The 25,638-nt window shown below is 63.9% G+C and carries 21 protein-coding genes; 15 read left to right on the top strand and 6 right to left on the bottom strand.

Annotated elements, in window-relative coordinates; all coding sequences use genetic code 11:
* Window positions 1–14 precede the first annotated feature (14 nt).
* From NKI97_RS08935 to NKI97_RS08915, 5 genes are all read left to right on the top strand, one after another.
* Window positions 15–1,133 (top strand): ATP phosphoribosyltransferase regulatory subunit, encoded by a 1,119-nt coding sequence (locus tag NKI97_RS08935; protein ID WP_352744036.1) that lies wholly within the window; start codon window positions 15–17, stop codon window positions 1,131–1,133.
* Complete coding sequence (gene hisG, locus NKI97_RS08930) at window positions 1,130–1,831, top strand: ATP phosphoribosyltransferase (RefSeq protein ID WP_352744035.1); 702 nt, start codon at window positions 1,130–1,132, stop codon at window positions 1,829–1,831. Before NKI97_RS08935 ends, hisG begins: the two co-directional genes overlap by 4 nt.
* A gap of 407 nt (window positions 1,832–2,238) precedes the next feature.
* Window positions 2,239–4,005: an AMP-binding protein gene (locus NKI97_RS08925; RefSeq protein WP_352833616.1), complete on the top strand. Its 1,767-nt coding sequence runs from the start codon at window positions 2,239–2,241 to the stop codon at window positions 4,003–4,005.
* Window positions 4,006–4,072: 67 nt separating this feature from the next.
* On the top strand, window positions 4,073–4,294 hold the full coding sequence (locus tag NKI97_RS08920; protein WP_352450969.1) for a cysteine rich repeat-containing protein: 222 nt from the start codon (window positions 4,073–4,075) through the stop codon (window positions 4,292–4,294).
* A 40-nt stretch (window positions 4,295–4,334) separates the two neighbouring features.
* Entirely contained in the window at window positions 4,335–5,438 is a 1,104-nt protein-coding gene (locus NKI97_RS08915; protein WP_352833613.1) for a calcium:cation antiporter, read from the top strand.
* A gap of 424 nt (window positions 5,439–5,862) precedes the next feature.
* On the opposite strand, the gene NKI97_RS08910 is transcribed toward NKI97_RS08915, so the two are convergent.
* Window positions 5,863–7,074, bottom strand: coding sequence for an alkene reductase (locus NKI97_RS08910; protein ID WP_502907086.1), 1,212 nt, complete (start codon window positions 7,072–7,074; stop codon window positions 5,863–5,865).
* A 58-nt stretch (window positions 7,075–7,132) separates the two neighbouring features.
* The gene (locus NKI97_RS08905) at window positions 7,133–7,921 is read right to left on the bottom strand and encodes an SDR family NAD(P)-dependent oxidoreductase (RefSeq protein WP_352833610.1); all 789 of its coding nucleotides are present in this window, start codon (window positions 7,919–7,921) and stop codon (window positions 7,133–7,135) included.
* Between the two features lie 110 nt (window positions 7,922–8,031).
* On the opposite strand from NKI97_RS08905, the gene NKI97_RS08900 reads away from it, so the two are divergent.
* The 3 genes from NKI97_RS08900 (at window position 8,032) to NKI97_RS08890 (ending at window position 13,615) form a co-directional block, all read left to right on the top strand.
* Window positions 8,032–8,595, top strand: coding sequence for a TetR/AcrR family transcriptional regulator (locus NKI97_RS08900; protein ID WP_023674676.1), 564 nt, complete (start codon window positions 8,032–8,034; stop codon window positions 8,593–8,595).
* Window positions 8,596–9,308: 713 nt separating this feature from the next.
* Complete coding sequence (locus tag NKI97_RS08895) at window positions 9,309–10,415, top strand: efflux RND transporter periplasmic adaptor subunit (RefSeq protein WP_352833655.1); 1,107 nt, start codon at window positions 9,309–9,311, stop codon at window positions 10,413–10,415.
* The gene (locus NKI97_RS08890; protein WP_352833608.1) at window positions 10,412–13,615 is read left to right on the top strand and encodes an efflux RND transporter permease subunit; all 3,204 of its coding nucleotides are present in this window, start codon (window positions 10,412–10,414) and stop codon (window positions 13,613–13,615) included. The genes NKI97_RS08895 and NKI97_RS08890 overlap by 4 nt, the downstream gene beginning before the upstream one ends.
* 411 nt (window positions 13,616–14,026) lie before the next feature.
* Here the strand turns inward: NKI97_RS08890 and NKI97_RS08885 are convergent, their stop codons facing one another.
* The gene (locus NKI97_RS08885; protein ID WP_352450977.1) at window positions 14,027–14,668 is read right to left on the bottom strand and encodes a peroxiredoxin-like family protein; all 642 of its coding nucleotides are present in this window, start codon (window positions 14,666–14,668) and stop codon (window positions 14,027–14,029) included.
* 416 nt (window positions 14,669–15,084) lie between these two features.
* On the opposite strand from NKI97_RS08885, the gene NKI97_RS08880 reads away from it, so the two are divergent.
* A complete protein-coding gene (locus NKI97_RS08880; protein ID WP_352833605.1) occupies window positions 15,085–15,687 on the top strand; it encodes a cupin domain-containing protein in 603 nt (200 codons plus the stop codon).
* Between the two features lie 55 nt (window positions 15,688–15,742).
* Here the strand turns inward: NKI97_RS08880 and NKI97_RS08875 are convergent, their stop codons facing one another.
* On the bottom strand, window positions 15,743–16,651 hold the full coding sequence (locus NKI97_RS08875) for a hydrogen peroxide-inducible genes activator (RefSeq protein ID WP_352833602.1): 909 nt from the start codon (window positions 16,649–16,651) through the stop codon (window positions 15,743–15,745).
* Window positions 16,652–16,798: 147 nt separating this feature from the next.
* Between NKI97_RS08875 and katG the strand changes: the two genes are divergently transcribed.
* A complete protein-coding gene (gene katG / locus NKI97_RS08870; RefSeq protein WP_352833599.1) occupies window positions 16,799–18,997 on the top strand; it encodes a catalase/peroxidase HPI in 2,199 nt (732 codons plus the stop codon).
* A gap of 79 nt (window positions 18,998–19,076) precedes the next feature.
* Here katG and NKI97_RS08865 read toward each other — a convergent pair whose 3' ends face one another.
* The gene (locus tag NKI97_RS08865; RefSeq protein ID WP_023677138.1) at window positions 19,077–19,754 is read right to left on the bottom strand and encodes an MIP/aquaporin family protein; all 678 of its coding nucleotides are present in this window, start codon (window positions 19,752–19,754) and stop codon (window positions 19,077–19,079) included.
* 344 nt (window positions 19,755–20,098) lie between these two features.
* Between NKI97_RS08865 and NKI97_RS08860 the strand changes: the two genes are divergently transcribed.
* The 3 genes from NKI97_RS08860 to NKI97_RS08850 all read left to right on the top strand — a co-directional run bounded on the left by NKI97_RS08860 (window position 20,099) and on the right by NKI97_RS08850 (window position 22,692).
* A complete protein-coding gene (locus NKI97_RS08860; protein ID WP_352833596.1) occupies window positions 20,099–21,388 on the top strand; it encodes an RsmB/NOP family class I SAM-dependent RNA methyltransferase in 1,290 nt (429 codons plus the stop codon).
* Window positions 21,389–21,532: 144 nt separating this feature from the next.
* Window positions 21,533–21,991 (top strand): PaaI family thioesterase, encoded by a 459-nt coding sequence (locus tag NKI97_RS08855; protein ID WP_023677140.1) that lies wholly within the window; start codon window positions 21,533–21,535, stop codon window positions 21,989–21,991.
* Between the two features lie 26 nt (window positions 21,992–22,017).
* Window positions 22,018–22,692: a 5'-methylthioadenosine/S-adenosylhomocysteine nucleosidase gene (locus NKI97_RS08850; RefSeq protein ID WP_352833593.1), complete on the top strand. Its 675-nt coding sequence runs from the start codon at window positions 22,018–22,020 to the stop codon at window positions 22,690–22,692.
* On the opposite strand, the gene NKI97_RS08845 is transcribed toward NKI97_RS08850, so the two are convergent.
* A complete protein-coding gene (locus NKI97_RS08845) occupies window positions 22,664–22,990 on the bottom strand; it encodes a hypothetical protein (RefSeq protein ID WP_352457583.1) in 327 nt (108 codons plus the stop codon). The genes NKI97_RS08850 and NKI97_RS08845 overlap by 29 nt on opposite strands.
* A 101-nt stretch (window positions 22,991–23,091) precedes the next feature.
* On the opposite strand from NKI97_RS08845, the gene NKI97_RS08840 reads away from it, so the two are divergent.
* Together NKI97_RS08840 and guaA are read left to right on the top strand one after the other, a co-directional pair.
* Entirely contained in the window at window positions 23,092–23,595 is a 504-nt protein-coding gene (locus NKI97_RS08840; protein WP_352833590.1) for a MarR family winged helix-turn-helix transcriptional regulator, read from the top strand.
* A gap of 55 nt (window positions 23,596–23,650) precedes the next feature.
* Window positions 23,651–25,213: a glutamine-hydrolyzing GMP synthase gene (gene guaA, locus NKI97_RS08835; protein WP_352833587.1), complete on the top strand. Its 1,563-nt coding sequence runs from the start codon at window positions 23,651–23,653 to the stop codon at window positions 25,211–25,213.
* Window positions 25,214–25,638 lie beyond the last annotated feature (425 nt).

The following is a 25,638-nucleotide window of genomic DNA, read 5'->3' as shown; positions in this document are numbered from 1 at the left end:
GAAGGGCGCCTGCCGTGACCTCGCGCCCCGCCATCGCATCCGACATCACCAGCCTCTTCGCCGCGCGCAACACCCACGCGGTCGAGGTCGCTGTGCTGCAGCCGGCCGATCCGTTCCTCGACATGGCCGGCGAGGATTTGCGGCGCCGCATCTTTCTCACCGAAAGCGAGACCGGGCAGACGCTTTGCCTGCGGCCGGAATTCACCATTCCGGTCTGCCTCGACCACATCGCCAGCCAGGCCGGCACGCCGCGCCGCTATTCCTATCTCGGCGAGGTGTTTCGCCAGCGCCGCGAGGGCGGCAACGAGTTCTTCCAGGCCGGCATCGAGGATCTCGGCGACCGCGACACGGCGGCCGCCGACGCCCGTTCGCTGGCCGATGCGCATGCGCTGCTGTCGCTGGTGCTGCCCGGCCGGGAGCTGGCGGTGACGCTCGGCGACCAGACCATCTTCGAGGCGGTGCTGGCCGCGCTTGGCCTGCCGCGCGGCTGGCGCATGCGGCTGGCGCGCGCCTTCGGCTCGGCGCCGATGCTTGAGGCAGCCCTTGCCGACCTCGCCAATCCACCGCGCAACAGCCAGCTTGCCGGCGCGGCCGCCGCCCTTGTCCTCGACGGCGATCTTGACGGTCTTTCGGCGCATATCGCCGGCGGCATGGAAGAGGCCGGCCTGTCGGCAACGGCCGGGCGTTCGCCGTCCGAGATTGCGCGGCGCCTGATCGAGAAAGCCGAACTGCGCAGCGTACGGCTGTCGAACGAGGCATTCGCGGCACTAAAGAGTTTCCTGGCGATCGACGTGCCGCTCGACAGCGCCGCCGGAGCGCTCGAACGTTTTGCAGCCGATGCCGGGCTTTCACTGGGGGCTGCGCTGGAGAATTTCGCAGCCCGCGCCGCGGCCATCGCAAGCCTCGGCCTGCCGATGTCTGAAATCAGCTACGACGCCGCCTTCGGCCGGCCGCTCGATTACTACACCGGCCTGGTCTTCGAGATCGCGGCGCAGGATGGCGACCGGCCGCTCGCCGGTGGTGGCCGCTACGACCGGCTGCTGACGCTGCTCGGCGCCAAAACGCCGATCCCTGGCGTCGGTTTTTCCGTCTGGCTCGACCGCATCGAGGCGCTGCGGGAGACGGCGCCATGATCACGCTGGCGATCCCGTCGAAAGGCCGGCTCAAGGAGCAGGCGCTGCAGGTGCTGGCCAAGGCCGGGCTTGCCGTCAGCCTGCCCGGCGACGAGCGCAAATATCGCGCCCGCATCGACGGCCTTGACGGCGTCGAGATAGCGTTCCTGTCCGCCTCGGAGATATCAGGCGAGATCGGCCAGGGGTCGGTCGATCTCGGCATCACCGGCGAGGACCTTTTGCGCGAAAACCTTGCCGATTGCGAGGCGCGCGCCGAAATCATCGCCCGCCTCGGTTTCGGCAATGCCGATGTCGTCGTCGCCGTGCCCGACATCTGGCTCGATGTCGACACGATGGCCGACCTCGACGACGTCGCCGCCGATTTCCGCCAGCGCCACGGCCGCCGGCTCAGGATCGCCACCAAATACTGGCGCCTGACCCAGCAGTTCTTTTCGCAAAAGCACGGCATCCAGGTCTACCGCATCGTCGAAAGCCTCGGCGCCACCGAGGGTGCGCCGGCGGCCGGATTGGCCGATATCGTCGTCGACATCACCACCTCAGGTTCGACGCTGCGCGCCAACCATCTCAAGGTGCTGGCCGACGGCGTCATCCTGCGCTCGCAGGCCTGCCTCGTCGCGTCGAGGAAGATGCGTTCGGCGGCCGACGAGGCGACTTTGCGCGATATTGCGGCCAGGATGGCATCGGTGAATTCAGGCTGACGTCGCCAATCTCCCCCCTTGAGGGGGAGATGTCGCCGAAGGCGACAGAGGGGGTCGGTACGTCTTGACGCGACTCTCCTAACGGACAGAACAGGCAGGTGCTCCACGCGAGACGACCCCCTCTGGCCTGCCGGCCATCTCCCCCTCAAGGAGGGAGATTGGCAGCTTGGCCGCTGGCACCGACCTGACGCGATTTTCTTGACGTACAGCAATTTTGTTCTTGCTTTGTGCCGGCAGCTATGCTATTAATCTCGTTACGGTGCCAATTGGCCCCGAAGACCCGCCCGCCGAGGCGGGTTTTTTATTTTCGGCCCTTACAGGCGAGTTCCCACCCAGCCCCACCATGGACGGGATTTCCACCACCCCGCCGGGCTGATAGGCTCGGCTGGTCTGCGGAGGACACGGCGATGCCGATCAATCTCGACGAGTTGAAGAATGCCACCAGCCTGCGCTCCAAGCGCGATGGCGGCTCGTTCGTTGCGCCGGTCGACGGCACGGCGCATGTCTCGGGCGAGCGCAGCGTGCCGCTGCTCAACCTGACCATCCCGGCGCTGTTTGCCGATACGGTCGGCAAATACGGCACGCTCGATGCCGCCGTCTTCGTCGAGCAGGACAAGCGCTTCACCTGGGAAGAGCTGTCCGAGACTGTCGATGCGCTCGCCGCCGGTTTCCTGGCGCTCGGCCTCGAGAAAGGCGACCGCGTCGGCATCTGGTCGCCGAACCGCTGGGAATGGCTGGCGACGCAATTTGCCACCGCCCGCATCGGCCTGGTCCTGGTCAACATCAACCCGGCCTACCGGCTGGTCGAACTGGAGTATGCCTTGAACAAGGTCGGCTGCAAGGCGCTGGTCACCGCCGCCACATTCAAGAGCTCCGACTATCTCGGCATGATCGCGACGCTGGCGCCGGAGATCGCCAACGCTGCGCCGGGCAAGCTCGAGGCCAACAAGCTGCCGGCGCTGAAGACCGTCATCCGCATGGACGAGGAGAATTCTGCGGGCATGTTCAATTTCGCCGACGTGCTGGCGATGGCTGGCCGCGACGAGCATGACAAGCTCGACCGGATTTCAGCGGGGCTGAAACCGGACGACGCCATCAACATCCAGTTCACCAGCGGCACGACTGGCGCACCCAAGGGCGCGACGCTGACCCACAACAACATCGTCAACAACGGCAATTTCGTCACTTCGGCGATCCGGCTCACCGTCGACGACCTGCTGTGCATCCCGGTGCCGCTCTATCATTGCTTCGGCATGTCGATGGGCACGATGGGCTGCGTCACCAAGGGCGCGACCATGGTTTTCCCGAGCGAGGGGTTCGATGCGGGCGCCACCCTGAAGGCGGTGGCAACGGAACGCTGCACCGCGCTCTACGGCGTGCCGACCATGTTCGTCGGCCTGCTCGACCATCCGGAGTTCGCCTCCTTCGATCTCACCAGCCTGCGCACCGGCATCATGGCCGGCTCGCCATGCCCGATCGAGGTGATGAAGAAGGTGGTGTCGCTGATGCACATGGCAGAGGTGACCATCGCCTACGGCATGACCGAGACCAGCCCGGTCTCGTTCCAGAGCAGCGTCGACGACCCTCTGGAAAAGCGCGTCTCGACCGTCGGCCGCGTCCATCCGCATGTCGAGGTCAAGGCCATCGACGCCGAAGGTGCCACCGTCGCCGTCGGCGCGCCGGGCGAGCTCTGCACGCGCGGTTATTCCGTGATGAAGGGCTATTGGGACGATGAGCAGAAGACCCGCGAGGCCATCGACGCCGACGGCTGGATGCACACCGGCGACCTCGCCACCATCGATGCCGAGGGCTATTGCAACATCGTCGGCCGGGTCAAGGACATGGTCATCCGCGGCGGCGAGAACGTCTATCCGCGCGAGGTCGAGGAGTTCCTCTATCGCCACCCCAAGGTCAAGGAGGTGCAGGTGTTCGGCATTCCCGACCCGAAATACGGCGAGGAGCTGTGCGCCTGGATCGTGCTGAAGCCCGGCCAGATCACCACCGAGCAGGAGATCAAGGCCTTCTGCGCCGGCCAGATCGCCCATTTCAAGATCCCGCGCTACATCCGCTTCCGCACCGAATTGCCGATGACCGTGACCGGCAAGCCGCAGAAATTCCTGATGCGCCAGGCGATGGTCGACGAGCTGGGATTGGTGACGCAGAAGACGGCGTGAAAAGGCTTCCGTTTGTATCTACGCGTGACGGAGGCGTTGTTTGGGCAACATATTTGAGGGGTGTTCCATGCGGATTGGGTTAGGCGTGCTTTTCCTGGCAACTCAGCTGGCAGCCACCGCGGTGCTGGCGCAGACGGCGGCCGAGCGTGAGGCCTGCCAAGCGGATTACCAAAGATTGTGCAAGGGCGTGTTGCCGGGCGGTGGCCGCGTCGTCAAATGCCTGGCCGGTCACATGAGCGAGCTGACGCCCGAATGCAAGAAGGTCGTCAAGGCCAACACGCCCGGCTAGCGCGCGAGCTTCCTGCGGGTTGGAACGCAAAAGAATGACAATGAGCGGTTTCGCAAGATCGGCGGTTTCCTATGGCATGCCGTTGGCCGCGCTGGCGATGGCTGTCGCGGTCAGGGCCAGCGGGGTGTCGGTGGACGAAGGGTCGCTGGGCACCAGGATATTCATCGGCGCGCTGTCGAGCGCGATCATGTTCATCACCATTTTCGTGGTGCTCGACCACGCCGAGGCGGTGGCCAGGCGGGTGGGCGAGCCGTACGGCACGTTGGTGCTGACCATCGCGGTGACGGCAATCGAAGTGTCGATCATCGTTTCCATCATGCTGCATGGGGCCAACAACCCGACGCTTGCACGCGAATCCGTGTTCTCGACGGTGATGATCACCTCCACCGGCGTCGTCGGCATGTGTCTGACGTTTGGCGGCTGGCGCCATCGCAAGCAGGCGATCGTCCGGCAAGGGACCAGCGCCTATCTGGCGGTTCTGGTCGCGCTCAGCGTCATGACGCTTATTCTGCCGACCTACACGCGAACCACCGATCCCGGCACGTTTTCGGCGGCCCAACTTGGCTTCGTCAGCGTCCTTTCAGTGCTGCTCTATGCCGGTTTTCTGTTCGCGCAGACTGTCCGCCACCGGGACGATTTCATCGACGGGCAAGCGCATAGCGTTTCGACGCGAACCGACGCCCACGAAAGCGTCGCCGCCGGCGCTGTTCTCCTGCTGATCGGGCTGATCGGCATCGTCATGCTGGCCGAACAGGTCGCCGCCAGCGTCGAGGATGCGCTCGTCGCCTACCAGGTGCCGCAGGCCGACGCCATTGTCGGCGCGATGATCGCGGGCTTGGTTCTGATGCCGGAGGCCATTTCGGCGGTTCGCGCCGCACTCAACAACGAGCTGCAGCGCGGCCTGAACGTCGCCATGGGTTCGGCCTGTGCCACAATCGGCCTGACAATACCGGGCATAGCCGCCGCCAGCCTGCTGACCGGAAGAGGCCTGACCCTGGGGCTGCCGGCGACCGACACGGTGCTTTTGGTCCTGGCGCTTTTCATCTGCAATGTGAGTTTCAGCACGGAAAGGACGACGTTCTTGACCGGCTTGGTCCATCTGGTGGTGTTTTTTACTTGGGTGTTTTTGATATTTGTGCCGTGAGGGGGGCATGGGGGCAGGCAGATACTGACGACTGTTCTCGACCGAGCAGCCACGCGTTTCCGCACTGAGTTGCGAAGTAGGCAAGCCGCAGAAGTTCCGGATGAGGCGATGGTCGAGAGTTGGGGTGGTGACGGCAAAGACGGCTTGAGGGGCGGGCGCCAATTTGTCTCCTTTGCGCCATGGGCGGACGCTTAGTATCGAGGCCTTGAACGTCTCGATCGGGCCGGAAGCGGACTTGCGGCTTGGAGGCTTGGAATGTGAGAAGCGGACGTTCAGGCGCCCCCATGCATCGACGCGATCTGACCCATTCACGACAGTCGAAATCACGGTGAATGGGTCCGCTTGCGCCTGTAAAGCGAACGTACGACGTGCTACGAATCTCGCCTGGCTGGTCCTGGGCGGACCAGAGCAGCTAACGTCTATGCTATAGCCCTCCTGAATCCCTGGGTTTGGACACCAGTTCGAGCGGAGCGCCAGAGAGATGCCCTGAGGCGCTGCTGTCACGTGGGATGGCTGCCTCGCAGGCGCCGCCCTCTGATAGCTCATGGGCGCTTGAGGCGGCGATCGCGGGATAGTCGGTATAGCCAGCGGAGCCGCCGCCATAGAGCGTCGCCGAGTTGAACTCCGTCAGCGGCGTGCGCGTCTTCAGCCGTTCCACAAGGTCGGGATTGGCGATGAACGGGCGCCCGAAGGCGAACAGATCCGCCTTGCCCTCGGCGAGCCGCGACGCCGCGAGTTCGAGGTCGTAGCCGTTATTGGCGATATAGGTATTGTTGAAGCGCCGGCGGAGCGATCCGAAGTCGAACGGCGCGACATCGCGCGATCCGCCCGTGGCGCCCTCGACGACATGGATATAGACGATGCCCAAAGCATCGAGTTGATCGACGATATAGTCGAACTGCGCCTGGGGGGCGCTGCTCGAGACGCCGTTGGCGGGCGAGACGGGCGAAATCCGGATGCCGGTGCGCTCTGCGCCGATCTCCTCGACCACCGCAGTCGCAACCTCCAGCATCAGCCGGGCGCGGTTCTCGACCGATCCGCCATAAGCATCCGTGCGGACATTGGCACCGTCCTTGGCGAACTGGTCCAGCAGATAGCCGTTGGCGCCATGAATCTCGACGCCATCGAAGCCGCCCTCAATGGCGTTCGCGGCTGCTTGCCGGAAATCGTTGACGATCCCCGCAAGCTCGTCGAGCGCCAGCGCGCGGGGCGCCGAAACCTCGACAAAGCCGTTGTTCACGAACGTCTTGGTCGCGGCCCGGATTGCCGAGGGCGCGACGGGCGCGGCGCCGTTCTCCTGCAGATCGACGTGCGAGACGCGGCCGACGTGCCAGAGCTGCAGGAAAATCCGCCCGTCCTTGGCGTGCACCGCGGTCGTGACCTTTCGCCAGCCGTCGATCTGAGCCTGAGAATAGATGCCGGGCGTGTCCTGGTAACCTTGTCCCTGCCGCGAGATCTGCGTGGCCTCGGAGATCAGCAGGCCGGCGGAGGCCCGCTGGCCGTAATACTCGGCGGCAAGATCGCCCGGAACGAAGCCCGGGCCAGCGCGATTGCGCGTGAGGGGCGCCATGACGATACGATTGGAGAGCGTCAGCGAGCCGAGAGAATAAGGCTCAAAAAGTGCTTTGTTGGTCATAGGTCACCTTGTTTGTCCCCGCCGCGACGAGGTCGTTATCAAATGGATTCGTTGGTGCTCAGGCGACCTTGCGGTACCGCTCGGCGGGATGTTCGTTCCGATAGTTCGGAAGCATGGCCTGGCGCGCGGCCTGAAGCGCGTCCCACTGCCCGGCATCGGGGAGTGGCGGGATGGTCACCGGTTCGCGGCGGTCGAAGCCGACCAGCGCCGCATCAACCAGATCGTCCACCTCCATCACGTTGGAAAGCGTGTTGATGTCGGCGCCGACGTGGTCCCAGATCTCCGTACGCGTCGTGGCGGGCAGCACGGCCTGGACGTAGACACCCTTCGGCGCGAGCTCGAGGCTGAGCCCCTGCGACAGAAACAGCACGAAGGCTTTGGTTGCGCCGTAGACCGTCATGCCGAACTCCGGCGCCAGGCCGACCACGGAGCCGATGTTGACGATCGACCCTTCGCCAGCTTTCGCAAGACGCGGGGCCATGGCGCTGGCAAGCCGCAGAAGTGCGGTCGTGTTGAGCGCAACCAGCCGTGCGACGTCATCGGTACTCTGCTCGATGAAGCTTCCGCCGATGGCTGTTCCGGCATTGTTGACCAGAATCCCGATGCGTGCGTCATCGCGCAGCCTCGTCTCTACCGTTGCAAGCTCGGCAGGCTGCGTAAGATCAGCCTGGATGATGTCGATCGCAACGCCAGTTTCCTGACGGAGCCGGGCTCCCAGTGCCTCCATTCGTGCCACGTCACGGGCAACCAGCACGAGGTCGTGTCCGCGGCGGGCGAACCGTTCGGCATAGGAAGCTCCGATGCCAGTGGAGGCGCCGGTTATGAGGACTGATGGAACGGTGGTCATGGCATTGCTCTTTTCTCTGATGGAACCTATATTCATGACGATCATCATGATTGCGGCTAAATATGATGGGCATCATGTAAATGTCAACGGGGCCGACGGAGAATTTTGAAATGAAGGTCAGTCGAGAGCAGATGGCGGAGAACCGTCACCGGATATTGGATGCGGCCAGCCGGCTGTTTCGCGAGAAGGGGTTCGACGCGGTCAGCGTGGCGGAAGTGATGAAGGCCGCCGGGCTCACCCATGGCGGCTTCTATGGTCATTTCAGTTCGAAGGACGACCTGATCGCGCAGACCCTTGCCCACGTCCTCGCCGCGGACTCAGGCGGAGGGGGCGATCTTCGCGCTTATGTAGGTTCCTATCTTTCGCCCCGGCATCGCGACAACTGCGCCGGCGGTTGCCCGACGGCGGGCCTTGCCGCAGCCATCCGCCATCAGACCCCGGCTGCACGCTCGGCCATGACGGAAGGCCTACGATCGCAGATCGACCGTATCGGCAAGGCGCTCCCGGAGTTGGATCCGGCAGACAGACGCCGCGCGGCGATCGGAAGCTGGGCAGCGATGGTGGGGGCAGTAATCCTCGCCCGGGCGATCGACGATCCCGCGCTCTCGGATGAAGTGCTTGAGCAGACGCGTGCCTGGGTCGATGCCGGGATCAGCCAAGTGTCTGCCAGCTAGGTGGTCTGCGGCAGGAGTGCTCTTGTCGAGAGCAATGCGGCTATCGGCGTTGGTTGGGTGGCTATCTTGCAGAATATCGCACCGCAGCGTGCAATCAGCGGGATTCGCGGACCAAGAGGGTTTCGAACTTCCCTGTTCAGGCAATCGCCCAATTTCCGCTAAACTGGCGAATGAAGCCGTTCAACGGCAGAACATCGAATGACCGCTCCTGGCGCAACTACGCCCTCAAGCGCGGTCGCCGGTGTTGTCCGCTGTAAGGCGGTGGCACAACTAACTTTAACGGCCGACCTTGGGGCGCGTTGCAGACCGGCAGCCTCGGGGCCGATAGCGGAATGGCGGCTTTAACGTTTGAAGAAGGATTGCGGACGTTCAGCCCGACGGGACCAAGGTCTGCTCCCGGGTCTAGCCGTCCCGTCTCAATGGCGTCCCGGACCGCCCGGTGGATCTGCGTTGCCAGTGGCGGGGCAGCCACAGGGTGGACATTTCAGCCCACATGGAAAATGATCATATTGCCATGCACAACACTGCAGTGCTCTGATCTCGACGAAAAGCCTGAGCGTAGAAGCGGATCAACCGACCTCCGGGTCCAGCGAGCGAGGACGCAAATGGACACCCCAGAGAATGGGCAATTGCATCGCGACGCGGGCGGGCGACCCTGTCGATCGGCCGGCTGGCTTCCCCGCGCCGCCGTGTCGGCGGCATTCCTGCTCGGCATGGCTTTCAGCAGCACTGCGTTTGCGCAGGACCAGCAGCTACCCGTGGTGACAGCGGCCAAGCCGGTGGTCCGTGAAATCGTCGAAGACGACGAGTTCGTCGGGCGCTTCGAAGCCGTCGACCAGGTCGCCATCCGTTCGCGCGTCAGCGGCTATCTGGACAAGGTCAGCTTCCAGGACGGCGCACTGGTCAACAAGGGCGACCTGCTCTTCACCATCGACGAGCGTCCGTACCAGGCGGCTTATGATGCCGCCAAGTCGCAAGTGGACGTCGCCAAGAGTCTGCTCGAATTCTCCAAGATGCAGCTGGATCGCGCCGACGAACTCGCCAAGACCGGCAATATCTCAACCGCGACGGTCGACGACCGCCCGCGGGAATACCTTTCGGCGCAGGCGCAGATGCAGGGCGCGACGGCTGCGCTGACGACGGCCAGCCTGAACATGGAATTCACCGAGATCAAGGCGCCCTTGTCCGGCCGCATCGACCGCCGGCTGGTGTCGGTCGGCAACCTCGTGCAGCCGGATTCCACCTTGCTGACGACCATCGTTACGCGCGATCCGATCGACTTCTATTTCGACGTCGATGAGCGCCTGTATTTCAGCTATGCCCGCGACGCGAAGGAGCGCGGCGGCAGCATGCAGGAAGGCGCCGGCGGGCTCGAGGTGGTGGTTCGCGTCGCCGACCGCGCGGAGGCGGTATTCAAAGGCAAGCTCGATTTTGCCGAGAACCGGATCGACAACGCGACCGGCACCATGCGGGTGCGTGCAAGGTTTCCCAACGCCGATGGCATTCTCCAGCCAGGCATGTTCGGGCGCATCAACGTGCCGGGGTCGCTGCCGCATAGCGGCGTGCTGGTGCCCGACGAGGCGATCGGCGCCGATCAGGATCGCCGCATCGTGTTCCTGGTGGATGAGGCCGGGATGGTGTCGGCGAAGCCCGTGCGCACCGGCCCGCTTCTCGACGGCTACCGGGTCATCCGCCAGGGCCTGACCGGCGACGAGACAATCATCGTCAAAGGGCTGATGCACGCCAGGCCCGGCACCAAGGTGAAGGTCGAGATGGTGACGTTGCCGCCCAAGGCCGAGACCGCCGAGTTGCAGCAATGAGGTTCGCACATTTCTTCGTCGACCGTCCGATCTTCGCATCGGTCGTTTCGATCGTCCTGCTGATCCTCGGCGGGATTGCTTATACCCAGCTGCCGGTCGCGCAATATCCCGAGATCGCGCCGCCGACCATCGTCGTTCGCGCGCAGTATCCGGGCGCCGACGCCGAGACGGTCGCAGCGACGGTGGCAACGCCGATCGAGCAGGAGATCAACGGCGTCGAGGGCATGCTCTACATGTCGTCCTATTCGTCGGGCGACGGGGCGATGGCGCTGACCATCACCTTCAAGCTGGGCACCGATCTCGACCAGGCTCAGGTGCTGGTGCAGAACCGCGTGTCGGTCGCCGAGCCGCGCCTGCCCGAAGAAGTCCGCCGCCTCGGCATCACCACCACCAAGAGCTCGCCCGACCTGATGATGGTCGTGCACATGCTGTCGCCCGACAATACCTACGACCAGCTCTACGTCTCGAACTACGCCCGCTCGCGGGTGCGCGACATACTGCTCAGACTAGACGGCGTCGGCGACCTCATCATCTTCGGCGAACGCGAATATTCGCTGCGCATCTGGCTCGATCCGGAAAAACTGTCCGCCCTGGGGATGACCTCGGGCGATGTGGTGCAGGCGCTGCGCGACCAGAACGTCCAGGTGTCGGGCGGCTCGATCGGCGCGCCGCCGACCAGCACCGGCACGGCGTTCCAGTACACTGTCACCACGCAAGGCCGCTTCAACGACGCACGCGACTTCCGATACGTGATCGTCAAATCGACCGACGACGGCCGCCTCATCTCGCTGCAGGACGTGGCGCGCATCGAGCTCGGCGCCAAGGATTACGTCACCAACTCCTATCTCAACGGCAAACCGGCGGTGGCGCTCGCCATCTTCCAGCGGCCGGGCACCAATGCGCTCGCCGCAGCCGCGGAGATCCAGGACAAGATGAAGGAGCTTTCCCGCGACTTCCCGAAGGGGTTGAGCTACGACATCGTCTACAATCCGACCGAGTTCGTCGCCGAGTCGATCCAGGAGGTCTACAAGACGATTCTCGAGGCGATGCTGCTGGTCATCATCGTCATCATCGTCTTCCTGCAATCGTGGCGCATGGCGATCGTGCCGATCGTGGCGATCCCCGTGTCGCTGATCGGCACGCTGGCGGTGCTTTACGCCGCCGGCTTCTCGCTCAACATGCTGACGCTGTTCGGCCTAGTTCTGGCGATCGGCATCGTCGTCGACGATGCGATCGTCGTGGTCGAAAACGTCGAGCGCAATATCGCCAGAGGGCTGGCGCCCAATCCGGCGTCGCACCTGACCATGGACGAAGTCGGAACGGCCGTCATCGCGATCTCGCTGGTGCTGATAGCCGTGTTCGTACCGACAGCCTTCATCCCCGGCATTTCTGGGCAGTTCTATCTGCAGTTTGCGATCACCATCGCGGTGTCGACGGCGATCTCGGCATTCAATTCGCTGACGCTTTCGCCGGCGCTGGCCGCACTGCTGTTCAAGCCGCATCACGCCGCGGCGGCGCCGCCGCGCTTTTTCCTGGCGCGGTTCGGACGGGCGCTCGCCGACGGCTTCAATCACGGCTTCGACAGGGTCGCCCATTGGTATTCGAGCATCATTCGCGTGCTGGTCGGCTCGTGGATAACGATCGCCGCCATGCTGGCCGTTTTCGCGGCCCTCATCTACGCCACGGTCTACATGGTGCAGTCGGTGCCGCGCGGTTTCATTCCGTCGCTTGACCAGGGCTATGCGATCGTCGTCATCCAGTTGCCGGACGGCGCTTCGCTGTCGAGGACCGATGCGGTCATCCAGCAGGCGTCGCAGATCATCCAGAAAACGCCAGGCGTCGACTACGCAGTCGCCTTCGCCGGCTTCTCCGGCGCGACCTTCACCAACGCTAGCAACGCGGGCGTGATCTTCGCCAGGTTCAAGCCGTTTGACGAGCGACTGAAAGCCGGCCAGTCGGCGACCCAGGTCATCGGCAATCTGTTCGGCAGCCTGCAAAGCATCAAGGAAGCCTTCATTATCGCACTGCCGCCGCCGCCGATCCGCGGCGTCGGCAATGCCGGCGGCTTCAAGCTGCAAATCCAGGAGCGCAACAGCGCCGACATGCGGCAGATCCTGGCGCTTGCCAACGAAATCGCCGGCAAGGCCAACAAGACGCCGGGGCTGACGGGTGTGTTCACCACGTTCTCCGCGTCGAGCCCGCAATTCTTCCTGGCGATCGATCGCGACAAGGCACGCATCCTGAACGTGCCGATCCCCAACATCTTCGAGGCGCTGTCGATCAATTTGGGTACCGCCTACGTCAACGACTTCAACGCTTTCGGGCGCGTCTACCAGGTGCGGGCGCAGGCCGACCAGGCGTTCCGTCTCGATCGCGCCGACATCTTGAAACTGAAGGTGCGCTCGGCGACCGGCGCGCTGGTTCCGCTCGGCACGTTGGTCGAGATCCGCGACGTCACCGGCCCGGCGCTGGTCCAGCGCTACAACATGTACGTTTCGGTGCCGCTGCAGGGCAACGCCGCGCCCGGCGTTTCCACGGGCGACGCGCTGGCATTGATGGAAGGGATCACGGCAAAGACGCTGCCGGCCGGTACCTCCTATGAATGGACCGAGCTCGCCTATCAGGAGCGCAACACCGGCAATGCCGCTGTCTATATCTTCGGACTGTCGGTGCTGTTCGTGTTCCTGGCGCTGGCGGCGCAATATGAAAGCTGGGTGCTGCCGTTCGCCATTGTGCTGGTGGTGCCGCTCGGCGTGCTCGCGGCGTTGCTCGGCGTGTCGCTCCGAGGGCTGGACAACAACATCCTCGTGCAGATCGGCCTCATCGTGCTAATCGGGCTTGCCGCCAAGAACGCGATCCTGATCGTCGAATTCGCGCGGCAGGCGCAGGAACGCGGGCTGTCGGCTGCCGAGGCTGCCGTCGAAGCCTGCCGGCTCAGGCTGCGGCCGATCCTGATGACCGCCTTCTCGTTCATCCTCGGCGTCGTGCCGCTGATGATCGCAACGGGCCCGGGCGCAGAAATGCGCCAGTCGCTCGGCACCGCGGTATTCTCCGGCATGCTCGGCGTCACTTTCGTCGGCCTGTTCCTGACGCCGGTGTTCTACGTCACGCTCAGGTCGCTGTTTTCACGGCGCAAGCCCCGTGCCGAGGCAGAGCCTTCGGGGCCGGCAGAGGCGCCATCGGAGACGGCCGCCGAGTAGGGTTACGAATTCGCCGCGTCGGGCGCGGCTTATCACTCCAGAAAATCGGCGCGGCGCGGCAACGGCCACGATCTGCGCGACCTCGGCGTCGAGGTGCGGCGGAGACCCTGCTCGGTCTGATCCAGCCTAACAGCCGCATCCAGCTCAGTGAGACGATGCCGGGCGGCGAGGCCAATGCGATCTTCTATCTGGTCGACCGGGCGGGGCTTGAGGGCGCAACCGCGACCTCCGGAGTCCTCGCTTGCGATGTCTGCTTTCAGGACGCGGAGAAGCTGATCTCTACGGCCGAGATCGGGCGCGAAGCGGTTATCCACGATCTTCAGGTTTTGACCCAGAACGGCCTTTCCCCGGTAGTGAGCGGGAAGGGCGCGGTCGTCGAGCGAGTTGTCAGCCGCCTATTTCCGCAGCCCATTAATGTGCAACTTGGGAAGCCGCTGACATCAATTCCTCCGGATTCGGCGCCTTGGGGGTATTGAGGCCAGCCTCCAGAACTTCAGTGAAGCTCCAGCGTACAATGCCCCCTCGGTCGATGAGAAACTGACCAACCAGCAACTCCTTAGCGGAAGCCATCATCTGCTGATCGGCTTCCGTAATCTCATACCCCTCCTTCTTGTTGAGCAACTCGTTTATTGCGATGGGGTCCATAGGCTCGGGCAACTCACCCGGGAGATCGATACGGATCCCCATGACCTTGTCCATCCCGATCTCGCGCAAGCCGAAAGCACGGTGCGAGGCCCGCTCCGGGTCGGACGCGGCGAGAAGATCGGGTGTCGGATGGTAACGGAAATAGAGCCGTGCCCGCTCTACCGGCGTATTGACGACCGCCAGGCATTCGACGCCTTTCTCAGCCAGAGCCGGCTTGAGTTGCGCCATTGCCGCGACATTGCGCCGGCAGAACGCACAGTGCAGGCCTCGAAACAAGCCGATCAACAATGGGCTACGACCTCGAAAATCAGTGAGCGCGATTTTGCCTTCGCGGGAGATCGCATCGAGAATAATATTCGGCGCCCGGTCGCCCGGCTGCAGCGGGCGTTCGACATTACTCGCGGACATGGACAACCTCCTCGCCCGGGTAAGCACACCCAGTCATCGGGGTTGAGTCCGTGCTGGGGGACGCCAGGGCAAAAATTGCTTTCGACCTTTGCCATATTGCCGAGGTCGAGATTACGCGCGTTGCAGGTGCATCATAACACGAAAAAAGCCTCTGCGGGTCGCCCGTTTCGCGAGCTGTCGCGAGCGCTGTGGTAAACAGTGTATCGTCTCATCCGTGCCATGGGACGACACAGCGGCGGGACCGATTGGATCTTCACATGCTTGCGGTGTTCAAGGCTTGAAACTTGGGCGGCTTCGATGTGCCCGGACGTCAAATGCCGACCGCATGGATCGCAGATCTCCGACCTCAGCGGAACCGATCCGCCATGCAGCCGGTTAAACCGGCATGAAGCTCCCCACCAACCCAAGGCCAAGCCATGAGCATTCTGCAAACCACGAAGAAAGCTGTCGAGCAGGTCACCGGTATCGCTAGACCGGACAGGCGAGAGGTCGCCGACCTCCTGAGGCCGCGCAAAGCGAATGCGTTTCGGTTTAGGGATGATGGCCTGGTGCCCAACCATCCGTTCTGGCCGCTTGTCGTCTATCGCGGCGCCGTGACGCTGCCCGAGGACTTCGATCCGGCGGCCGTCATGGAGGCGCTTTTCGAAGCAAATGGCTGGGGCGATAGCTGGCGCAACGGCATTTACGATTACGTCCACTACCATTCGCGGATACACGAGGTGCTGGGCGTTGCGCGCGGCACGGCGAAGGTCCGCTTTGGCGGCAACAAGGGACGAATCCTGTCGCTGAAGGCCGGCGACGTCGCGGTGCTTCCGGCCGGCACCGGGCACCAGCGTCTTTCCGCATCCGACGATTTTCTGGTTGTCGGCGCCTATCCTCCATCCGGCACCTATGACCTGTGCACGACCGCCGCCGACCATGCCAGGGCGGTCGTCACGATCCCCAGGGTCGGCCGTCCGCGCAAGGACCCTGTCTATGGAAGCAACGGCCCGTTGCTCGCAGCCTGGAAAAAGGATTGAAGTCGTTTTCTTGCAGGTTGGCTTCGGGGCTAAAACCGGATCCTTGACCCGCCGCTCAAGCCGCCAGCACCGCCGCATCCAGCCTGCGGATGATCTTCGCCAGTTCGACGCACTCGTCGTGCCGGACCTTGTTGCGCCGCCAGGCGAGGCAGATCGTGCGCTGCGGCATCGGTTCCTGGAACGGCACGATCTTCAAATCGGGGATAGTGCTGGCCGGCCCTGCCGCCATTTCCGGGATGAGCGTGACGCCGAGCCCGTGCGCCACCATCTGTAAGAGCGTCGTCAGGCTGGTCGCGCCATAGCTTGCCATCGCCACCGGCCGCACGTTGCCGCAGACGGCGAGCGCCTGTTCGCGCAGGCAATGGCCTTCCTCCAGCAGCATCAGCCGCTCCAGCGCCGGGCTCTCCGGTGGCACCGGCGGCGAGGCGAAGGCGGGATCGCCGGCCGGCACGGCCAGGAAGAACCGGTCGGAGAAAAGTTCCTCGGTAACCAGGCCTGGGTAATCGAGAGGCAGCGCCGCGACGAAGGCGTCGAGCTTACCCGAACTGGTGTCCTCGACCAGCGAGGCGGTCACGGCTTCGCGCAGTTCCAGCTGCAAGGCCGGGAAATGCCGTTTCAGCTCCGGCAGCACATGCGGCAAGAGATAGGGCGCCACCGTCGGGATGATGCCGAGCCGGAAGCGGCCTTCCAGCGCCGGGCGGCCGCGCCGGGCCGTCGCCTCGACGTCACGGACGTCGGCAAGAATGCGCTCGATGCGCGGCAGCAGGGCCACGGCCTCGTCGGTCATCCGCACCACCTTGCCGCCGCGCTCGAACAGACGGCAATTCAGCCGCAGCTCCATCTCGGCGATCTGCGAAGACAGCGCCGGCTGGCTGACGCCGGCGAGTTTTGCGGCACGGCCGAAATGCAGCGTCTGCGCCAGCGCCTCGAAATAATGCATCTGCCGGACAGTCAAACCGATCATAAGGAAAACCTATCAGAATAAACAGCAAAGGCAATTTGTCTTTATCGGCTGGGCGGGCTAGTCTGGAACCATTCCAGGATGGCGCGGCCGCCGGCCCTGCCCGGAAAATCAACAAAATCCCGAAAAATCAACAAATCGGAGGCAAAGATGGACGCGAAAACCGACGACAACAGCGCCGGCAAATGCCCGGTCCCACATGGATCGGCCAGGAGGAGCAACCGTGACTGGTGGCCGAACCAGCTTGACCTTGGCGTCCTCCATCAGCAGTCCAGCCTCTCGGACCCGATGGACGAGGACTTCGACTACGCCAAGGAATTCAAGAGCCTCGATCTCGAGGCGGTGATCAGGGATCTGCACCAGGTGATGACCGATTCGCAGGATTGGTGGCCGGCCGATTTCGGCCATTACGGCCCGCTCTTCATCCGCATGGCCTGGCACAGCGCCGGTACCTATCGCATCGGCGATGGCCGTGGCGGCGCCGGCGCCGGCCAGCAGCGTTTCGCGCCGCTCAACAGCTGGCCGGACAACGCCAATCTCGACAAGGCGCGCCGGCTGCTGTGGCCGGTCAAGCAGAAATACGGCAGGAAGATCTCCTGGGCCGACCTGTTGATCCTCACCGGCAACGTCGCGCTGGAATCGATGGGCTTCAAGACCTTCGGCTTCGCCGGCGGCCGCGCCGATGTCTGGGAGCCGGAGCAGGACGTCGACTGGGGATCGGAAACCAAGTGGCTCGCCGACGAGCGCTATTCCGGCGACCGCGAACTTCAGGGCCATCTCGGCGCCGTGCAGATGGGGCTGATCTACGTCAACCCGGAAGGGCCGAACGGCACGCCCGATCCATTGGCCGCGGCGCGCGATATCCGCGAAACCTTCGCCCGCATGGCCATGAACGATGAGGAAACCGTGGCGCTCATCGCCGGCGGCCATACCTTCGGCAAGACCCATGGCGCCGGCGATGCATCGCTCGTCGGCCCGGAGCCGGAAGGCGCCGGCATCGAGGCGCAGGGCCTCGGCTGGTCGAGCAAGCACGCCACCGGCATTGCCGGCGACGCCATCACCTCGGGCCTCGAGGTGACCTGGACCACGACGCCGACCAAATGGAGCAACAACTTCTTCGACAATCTGTTCAACTACGAATGGGAGCTGACCAAGAGCCCGGCCGGTGCCCATCAGTGGACGCCGAAGGGCGGCGCCGGTGCAGGCACCGTGCCGGACGCGCACGATCCCTCGAAGCGCCGCGCGCCGGCGATGCTGACCACCGACCTCGCGCTACGCGTCGACCCGGCCTACGAGAAGATCTCACGGCGCTTCCATCAGAATCCTGATCAGTTCGCCGATGCCTTCGCCCGCGCCTGGTTCAAGCTGACGCATCGCGACATGGGTCCGGCCGTCCGCTATCTCGGCCCGCTCGTGCCGAAAGAAGAGCTGATCTGGCAGGACCCGATACCGGCAATCGACCACGAGCTGGTCAGCGAGCAGGACATCGCCTCGCTGAAGGCGAAGATCCTGGCCTCCGGCCTGTCCGTCTCAGAACTGGTCTCGACCGCCTGGGCCTCGGCCTCGACTTTCCGCGGCTCCGACAAGCGCGGCGGCGCCAACGGCGCCCGCATCCGCCTGGCGCCGCAGAAGGATTGGGCGGTCAACCAGCCGGCGCAACTGGCCAAGGTGCTCGAGACGCTCGAAGCGATCCAGAAGGAGTTCAATAACTCGCAGTCCGGCGGCAAGAAGATCTCGCTTGCCGACCTCATCGTTCTCGGCGGCGTCGCCGCGGTCGAGAAGGCGGCCAAGGACGGCGGCCATGACGTGCAGGTTTCTTTCACGCCGGGCCGCATGGACGCTTCGCAGGAACAGACCGACGTCCAGTCCTTCGCCGCGCTCGAGCCGAAAGTCGATGGCTTCCGCAACTATGTCAGGGGCAAGCAGCCGATGTCGGTCGAAGCGATGCTGGTCGATCGGGCGCAGCTGCTGACCTTGACGGCGCCGGAGATGACGGTGCTCGTCGGCGGGTTGCGGGTGCTCGGCGCCAACACCGGTCAGTCGAAGCACGGGGTGTTCACCGACAGGCCGGGCACGTTGACCAACGATTTCTTCGTCAACCTGCTCTCCATGAACACGGTTTGGGATCCGGCCGCCGGTTCCGATGAAGTCTACGAAGCGCGCGACCGCAAGACCAGGGCAGTCAAGTGGACCGGCACCCGCGCCGACCTGATCTTCGGCTCGCACGCGCAACTGCGGGCGCTGGCCGAGGTCTACGGGTCGGCGGACGCCGGGCGAAAGTTCGTCAGGGATTTCGTCGCGGCCTGGACCAAGGTGATGAACGCCGACCGTTTCGACCTCGCGGCGTGATCCGGGCATACGAATTTCTCGACGCAACGAAAAAGGCGCGGGCCTCGACCCGCGCCTTTTCCATGAAGCCTTCGAAAAATCAGTCCTTCTCGAAGATACCGGCCTTGGCAACCACGCCGGCGATGGCGCCGCCGATCAGCGGCGCGACGATGAACAGCCAGAGCTGGCCGATCGCCGCAGTTCCCGAAAACAGCGCCGGTCCGATCGAACGGGCCGGGTTGAGCGATGTGCCGGTCACCGGAATGATGGCGAAGTGCAGTCCGGCCAGCGTCAGGCCGATGACCAGGCCGGCGAAGGCCGTCGTGTGCTTGGCGTTGGTGACGCCGAGGATCACCGTGACGAAGGTGAAGGTGCCGATCAGCTCCCACAGGAAGGCCGAGCTGACGCCCCATTTCGTCACGTCCCAGCCATTGGCGCCGAAGCCGCCGGTGTGGCCGCCGACCTGTCCGGAGACGATGATCCACAGTGCCAGCGACGCGATGATGGCGCCGATGACCTGCGCGATCCAGTAGGGAATGACATCCCTGGCCGGCATCCGCCCGGCGAGGAACACACCGAGCGTCACCGCCGGATTGAGATGCGCGCCGGAAATCGGGCCGATCGCGTAAGCGGCCGCTATCAGGCCGATGCCGAACGCCAGACCGATGCCTTCCTGGCCGAGCGGCAGCGCGCCGCCGAAGCCGCCCGTCACCACCGAAGCCGTGCCGATGAACACCAATAGAAACGTGCCTAGAACTTCCGCCAGATAAGTTTTCATTGCCCTCTCCTCGTATCGACCCGCGGCTCCGCTTTTTCTGCGACGCGAATCACTGCGCAAAGAGTATTCGCAACCGGAAAACTTGCAAAGCAGAGCAGTTGCGCAAGCCGCTATGCTTGTGAGCGCCAGACACGCACATTAGAGGCTTGTAATATATTGATCGAATTATTTGGTTCCGCATGCCGGCGCCCGCTTGGTCGGGGCGGCTCGCGATGCACCAATCCACATTCGTCACCCCTTGCATGGATTGTCTCGCCGTCGGCGAAACAGAACTGTTTCAATCAGGGCACGAAAAGCTCTAAGAGCAGGGCCGGAATTAATTTGCTGAGTAATGGAAGACGACAATGAGACTGGGCGGGCGGCTGGCGGCAGCCATCGAAGTGCTTGACGACATTGGCCGGCGTCACCGGCCGGTGGCCGATGCGCTGAAGGACTGGGGCCTGTCGCACCGCTTCGCCGGCGGCGGCGACCGCGCCGCAATCGGCAACATCGTCTATGACGCGCTGCGCCGCAAGCGTTCCGCCGGCTGGCTCTTGGGCGAAGACACGCCGCGCGCCATCGGCTTCGGCGCGCTGCTGCTCGAATGGAGCCAGACGGCGCAGTCGCTGAACGAGGCGCTCGAGGGCGACAAGTTCGCGCCGCCGCTGCTTACCGCCGACGAACTGACAACGCTTGCGGCTCGCCGGCTTGCCGATGCGCCGCCGGCCGTCAGGGCAGACATCCCCGACTGGTGCATGCCGCTGTTCGAACGGGCGTTCGGCACGGCCTGGGTGGAAGAGGGTGCCGCTCTTGGCACTCGCCCGCCGCTCGACCTCAGAGTCAACACGCTGAAGGCCGAGCGCGGCAAGGTGCTGGCGGAATTGGCGGAGACCGGCGCCAAGCCTGCCCGGATCGCGCCGCACGGCATCCGCATCCCCCCGATCGAGGGCGATGGCAGGCACCCGAACGTGCAGGCCGAACCGGCCTTCCAGAAAGGCTGGTTCGAGGTTCAGGACGAAGGCTCGCAGATTGCGGCCGAACTGGCCGGCGCCGAACCTGGAATGCAGGTGCTCGATTTTTGCGCCGGCGCCGGCGGCAAGACGCTGGCGCTGTCCGCGGCGATGGACAATCGCGGCCAGATCTTCGCCCACGACGCCGAGAAGGCCAGGCTGGCGCCGATCTTCGACCGCATCCGCCGCTCGGAAAACCGCAATGTGCAGATCGTCACCAAGCCGGCCGAACTCGCGCCGCTCGGCAAGCATATGGACATTGTCCTGATCGATGCGCCCTGCACCGGCAGCGGCACCTGGCGGCGCCGGCCGGATGCCAAATGGCGGCTGACGCAAAGACAGCTCGACGCCCGCAAGGGCGAGCAGGAGACGATCCTCGATGCCGCCAGGGACTTCGTCAAACCCGGCGGCCTGCTGGTCTACATCACCTGTTCGGTGTTCGACGAGGAAAATGGCGACCAGGTTTCGGCCTTCCGGGATCGTCATCCCGGTTTTGTCCCGCTCGATCACCGCCAGCTTTGGGACAGCCGTTTTGCGGGCCACGAAGCGACAGTGCGTATCGGTGCCGCAGGCGGCATTTCGCTGTCGCCGTTGCTCAGCGGCACCGACGGTTTTTACTTCTGCGCGCTGCGGCGGGCCGGCTGAACGGTTGCCGAATGTCGCCGATCTCGCTTCTTATCAGCAGGTTTAGCCAATTGCTGCAGTGCAGCATTTGCGATTGCCTGCCGCCCACCCCTCTGCGATAAATGCCTTTGCAATAAGATTTGCCGAGAAACGAAGGCGACGGCCATGGCAGCAAAGATCGTTCCTGCTCCCGATTACGAGGACCGCGTCAGGACGTCCTTCGCGCGCCAGAACGCGATGATGACCATTGGCGCCGAGCTGACGCTGGTGACGCCCGGCATCATCGAGATCGAAATGCCCTATTCTGCGGCATTGACGCAGCAGCATGGCTTTCTCCATGCCGGCGTCATTTCGACGGCTCTCGACTCGGCCTGCGGCTATGCGGCATTCTCGCTGATGCCGGAAAATTCCGGCGTGCTGACCATCGAGTTCAAGGTCAATCTGCTGGCGCCGGGCAGGGGCGAGCGCTTCCTGTTCCGCGGCTCTGTGACCAAGCCTGGCCGCACCATCATCGTCGCCGACGGCCAGGCCTATGCGTTCGCCGTCGATGGCGAGGCTAAGCTGATTGCCACAATGACCGGAACGATGATGACGGTGCTCGGCCGCGACGGCATCGAGGGCTGAGGAGCGGGTAGGGAGGATGGACGATCATGGCCGGCAAGACACCTGGTGAGCTCACCCCGATCTCCGGCAGATCCGTTCTCTTCGTCATGGCGGCCGAGGCCGAATACGGTCCACACCTGCAGCGGCTGTTCACGCCGCTGATTACCGGCGTCGGACCGGTCGAGGCCGGCGTCGGACTCAGCGCCGAACTATCCCGGCTGCATGCCGGGATGGCGCTGCCCGATCTCGTCGTGTCGCTCGGGTCGGCGGGCAGCCGGACGCTGGAGCAGACGGAAATCTACCAGGCCGTTTCAGTCGCCTACCGCGACATGGACGCCTCGCCCCTGGGGTTCGAGAAGGGCGCCACGCCGTTTCTCGACCTGCCTGTCAGCGTGCCGCTGCCGTTCAGGATACCAGGCATCAGGCCGGCGGCGCTGTCGACCGGGGCGGCAATCGTCACCGGCGCCGCCTACGACGCGATCGCCGCCGACATGGTCGATATGGAGACCTTCGCCTGCCTGCGCGCCTGCCAGCTGTTCGACGTGCCGCTTATCGGCCTGCGCGGCATTTCCGACGGGGCAGCCGATCTGAGGCATGTCGGCGACTGGACCGAATATCTGCACGTCATCGACGAGAAGCTGGCCGCGGCGGTGCAACTGCTGGAACAGGCGATCGCCTCGGGCGCGATCGACTTCAAGCTTGTTGGGGCGGCAGGTTCTTAGCGTTGCCGAACAGCACGCCGATCATCCTGAAGCGAACGGCGTTGTCGCGATTGATGTAAGTGACTGACCCGGGCTCGTGATCGAGGGTCCAGCGTCCGGTCGCGCCGGTGTCCCAGTCGGCGACATAACCGTCATCGAGCATCCGCCAGCGCCCGCTTCGCGCCTCGCCATCGTCGAGCAGCATGTGCGCGGCACCCTCGCTTTCAAAATAGACGTAAGCCTCCTTGCCGTTTCGTTCCAACACATGGGTCATGCCCGGAATGAGCATTGCAAGGGTTTCCTTCTGAAGTGCTGCCATGATTTCCTCCTGAATTGAAGTCGCCGATTGCCTTGACCGGCATCGCCACTTAGAGTGAACTAGTAGTCAAGACGCTTGACTATGTATCGGGCGAGAAGAATTTGGTCAAGGACCTTGACGAAAAACCTGAAGCGCTGCCGGATCACATAGGTTGGCGGCTGTGGCAGGCGAGCCGCGCCTGGCAGACCGAGTTCGCCGCCGCGATGCGCGCTGCCGGCCATCACTGGTTCACCGAAGCGCGTGCCGGCCTGCTTGGACACATCCCGCGCGGCGGCATGCGCCAGTCGGCGCTGATCGAGCGCTCGGCGATCTCAAAGCAGGCGATTCAGCAATTGCTCGATGGCCTGGAGACGGAAGGTGTGTTGCAGCGTCTGCCCGATCCGCAAGACGGTCGCGGCAAGCTTGTGCGCTACACCCGCAAGGGCCTGGACGCCCTGCGCGATGGCGACCGCATCAAGCTGCAGATCGAACGGAGCTATGTTGCCCGCCTTGGTCACGAGCGTTTCGCGGCGCTGATGGGCGCCTTGCGGTCACTCGATACAACTCAAACTGATGCATTGGACAAAGCCTCTGGCGTTCAGGACGACATACCGGAATCGAAGTGAAAGCGCGACCTCACAACCCATTGCGCCGACTCGTTTCTTTCTCTAAACGCTCGCCATGAAAACAGCCAATCATCCCGACACCGTCCTGATTGTCGATTTCGGCAGCCAGTTCACCCAGCTGATCGCCCGCCGCATCCGCGAGGCCGGCGTCTTTTCCGAGATCGTGCCCTTCCAGTCGGCCGAGGCGGCGTTCAAGCGCATCAATCCGAGGGCGGTGATCCTGTCCGGCGGCCCGGCCTCGACCGGCGACATCGGCAGCCCGCGCGCGCCGCAGATCGTCTTCGATGCCGGCGTGCCGGTGCTCGGCATCTGCTATGGCCAGATGGCGATGTGCGTGCAGATGGGCGGCGTCGCCGAAAGCTCCGACCACCGCGAATTCGGCCGCGCCTTCGTCGAGATCGCCAAGGACAGCCCGTTGTTCGAGGGCCTGTGGGCGCCCGGCCAGCGCCATCAGGTGTGGATGAGCCATGGCGATCGGGTCATCTCCCTGCCCAAGGGGTTCGAGGTGCTCGGAAAATCGGAGGGCTCGCCCTTCGCCATCTTCGGCAATGTCGAGCGCAAAATGTACGGCCTCATGTTCCACCCCGAAGTGGTGCATACGCCGGACGGCGCCAGGCTGCTCCGCAACTTCGTCCACAACATCGCCGGCATCGAAGGCGACTGGACGATGCGCGCCTACCGCGAGCACGCGGTCGAGACGATCCGCAAGCAGGTCGGCAAGGGCAAGGTGATCTGCGCGCTGTCGGGCGGCGTCGATTCCTCGGTCGCGGCCTTGCTGATCCACGAGGCGGTCGGCGACCAGCTGACCTGCATCCTTGTCGACCACGGTCTGATGCGCAAGGACGAGGCATCAGGCGTGGTGGAGATGTTTCGCCAGCATTACAATCTGCCGCTGATCCTGGTCGACGCTGCGGACCGTTTCATCGGCGCGCTCGAGGGCGAGTCGGACCCCGAGAAGAAGCGCAAGACCATCGGGCGGCTGTTCATCGAAGTGTTCGAGGAGGAGGCCGAGAAGCTCGGCGGCGCCGATTTCCTGGCACAAGGCACCCTCTATCCCGACGTCATCGAAAGCGTCTCTTTCAGCGGCGGCCCGTCGGTGACCATCAAGTCGCATCACAATGTCGGCGGCTTGCCCGAACGCATGAACATGCAGCTGGTCGAGCCGCTGCGCGAATTGTTCAAGGACGAGGTGAGGGCGCTCGGCAAGGAGCTCGGCCTGCCCGACAGCTTCATTGGCCGGCATCCGTTCCCCGGTCCCGGTCTCGCCATCCGCTGTCCGGGCGGCATCACCCGCGAAAAGCTGGAGATCCTGCGCGAGGCCGACGCCATCTATCTCGACGAGATCCGCAAGGCCGGCCTCTACGACGCCATCTGGCAGGCCTTCGCCGTGCTGCTGCCGGTGCAGACCGTCGGCGTGATGGGCGACGGCCGCACCTACGAATTCGTCTGCGCGCTGCGAGCCGTCACCTCGGTCGACGGCATGACGGCCGACTTCTACCATTACGACATGGCATTCCTGGGAGCAGCCGCCACCCGCATCATCAACGAGGTACGCGGCATCAACCGCGTCGTCTACGACGTGACGAGCAAACCGCCAGGCACCATCGAGTGGGAGTGAGGGAAACGGCGATGATAGGCGGCCCTAGCGTAGTATTTCGCAGAAAATACAATGATTTGCGGGCAGGGCAGACTGCTAGCCAGGGCACATTATCAATGGAATTGACAAATCTATCAAGTCATTGAAATCGTTAAGTTTATCGGAGCGCCTGGCGCGGCTCGCAGCTTGTAGCAGATCACTCTGACGGTACTTTTGACGGTGTTTTTCGTATCCGACAGAGCATTCTAAAAGGTACCGTCATTCGTTTTTAGGGTTTGACGGTACTTTTTCTGTGTGTCAACGCTTTGAAATATATAACGAAAATGCCCCGTAGCATGACATTTCCGCGCTGACGGTACTTTAGTTATCGACATACATAGTTTCAGCTTTGGCTGCGGTACCGATCGATGTTCCGGACCCGATCGCATATCGTCGGATGGCACCGT

This window comes from Mesorhizobium sp. M0296, from assembly GCF_040321675.1.
In the GTDB taxonomy this organism is placed as follows: Bacteria; Pseudomonadota; Alphaproteobacteria; order Rhizobiales; family Rhizobiaceae; genus Mesorhizobium.
This window is presented reverse-complemented; position numbering and strand designations above follow the sequence as displayed.

Excerpts from the sequence above, each read along its gene's own strand:
- hisG (WP_352744035.1), top strand. The coding sequence starts at position 1,130 with ATGATCACGCTGGCGATCCCGTCGAAAGGCCGGCTCAAGGAGCAGGCG.
- NKI97_RS08925 (WP_352833616.1), top strand. The coding sequence starts at position 2,239 with ATGCCGATCAATCTCGACGAGTTGAAGAATGCCACCAGCCTGCGCTCC.
- NKI97_RS08920 (WP_352450969.1), top strand. The coding sequence starts at position 4,073 with ATGCGGATTGGGTTAGGCGTGCTTTTCCTGGCAACTCAGCTGGCAGCC.
- NKI97_RS08915 (WP_352833613.1), top strand. The coding sequence starts at position 4,335 with ATGAGCGGTTTCGCAAGATCGGCGGTTTCCTATGGCATGCCGTTGGCC.
- NKI97_RS08910 (WP_502907086.1), bottom strand. The coding sequence starts at position 7,074 with ATGACCAACAAAGCACTTTTTGAGCCTTATTCTCTCGGCTCGCTGACG.
- NKI97_RS08905 (WP_352833610.1), bottom strand. The coding sequence starts at position 7,921 with ATGACCACCGTTCCATCAGTCCTCATAACCGGCGCCTCCACTGGCATC.
- NKI97_RS08900 (WP_023674676.1), top strand. The coding sequence starts at position 8,032 with ATGAAGGTCAGTCGAGAGCAGATGGCGGAGAACCGTCACCGGATATTG.
- NKI97_RS08895 (WP_352833655.1), top strand. The coding sequence starts at position 9,309 with ATGGCTTTCAGCAGCACTGCGTTTGCGCAGGACCAGCAGCTACCCGTG.
- NKI97_RS08890 (WP_352833608.1), top strand. The coding sequence starts at position 10,412 with ATGAGGTTCGCACATTTCTTCGTCGACCGTCCGATCTTCGCATCGGTC.
- NKI97_RS08885 (WP_352450977.1), bottom strand. The coding sequence starts at position 14,668 with ATGTCCGCGAGTAATGTCGAACGCCCGCTGCAGCCGGGCGACCGGGCG.
- NKI97_RS08880 (WP_352833605.1), top strand. The coding sequence starts at position 15,085 with ATGAGCATTCTGCAAACCACGAAGAAAGCTGTCGAGCAGGTCACCGGT.
- NKI97_RS08875 (WP_352833602.1), bottom strand. The coding sequence starts at position 16,651 with ATGATCGGTTTGACTGTCCGGCAGATGCATTATTTCGAGGCGCTGGCG.
- katG (WP_352833599.1), top strand. The coding sequence starts at position 16,799 with ATGGACGCGAAAACCGACGACAACAGCGCCGGCAAATGCCCGGTCCCA.
- NKI97_RS08865 (WP_023677138.1), bottom strand. The coding sequence starts at position 19,754 with ATGAAAACTTATCTGGCGGAAGTTCTAGGCACGTTTCTATTGGTGTTC.
- NKI97_RS08860 (WP_352833596.1), top strand. The coding sequence starts at position 20,099 with ATGAGACTGGGCGGGCGGCTGGCGGCAGCCATCGAAGTGCTTGACGAC.
- NKI97_RS08855 (WP_023677140.1), top strand. The coding sequence starts at position 21,533 with ATGGCAGCAAAGATCGTTCCTGCTCCCGATTACGAGGACCGCGTCAGG.
- NKI97_RS08850 (WP_352833593.1), top strand. The coding sequence starts at position 22,018 with ATGGCCGGCAAGACACCTGGTGAGCTCACCCCGATCTCCGGCAGATCC.
- NKI97_RS08845 (WP_352457583.1), bottom strand. The coding sequence starts at position 22,990 with ATGGCAGCACTTCAGAAGGAAACCCTTGCAATGCTCATTCCGGGCATG.
- guaA (WP_352833587.1), top strand. The coding sequence starts at position 23,651 with ATGAAAACAGCCAATCATCCCGACACCGTCCTGATTGTCGATTTCGGC.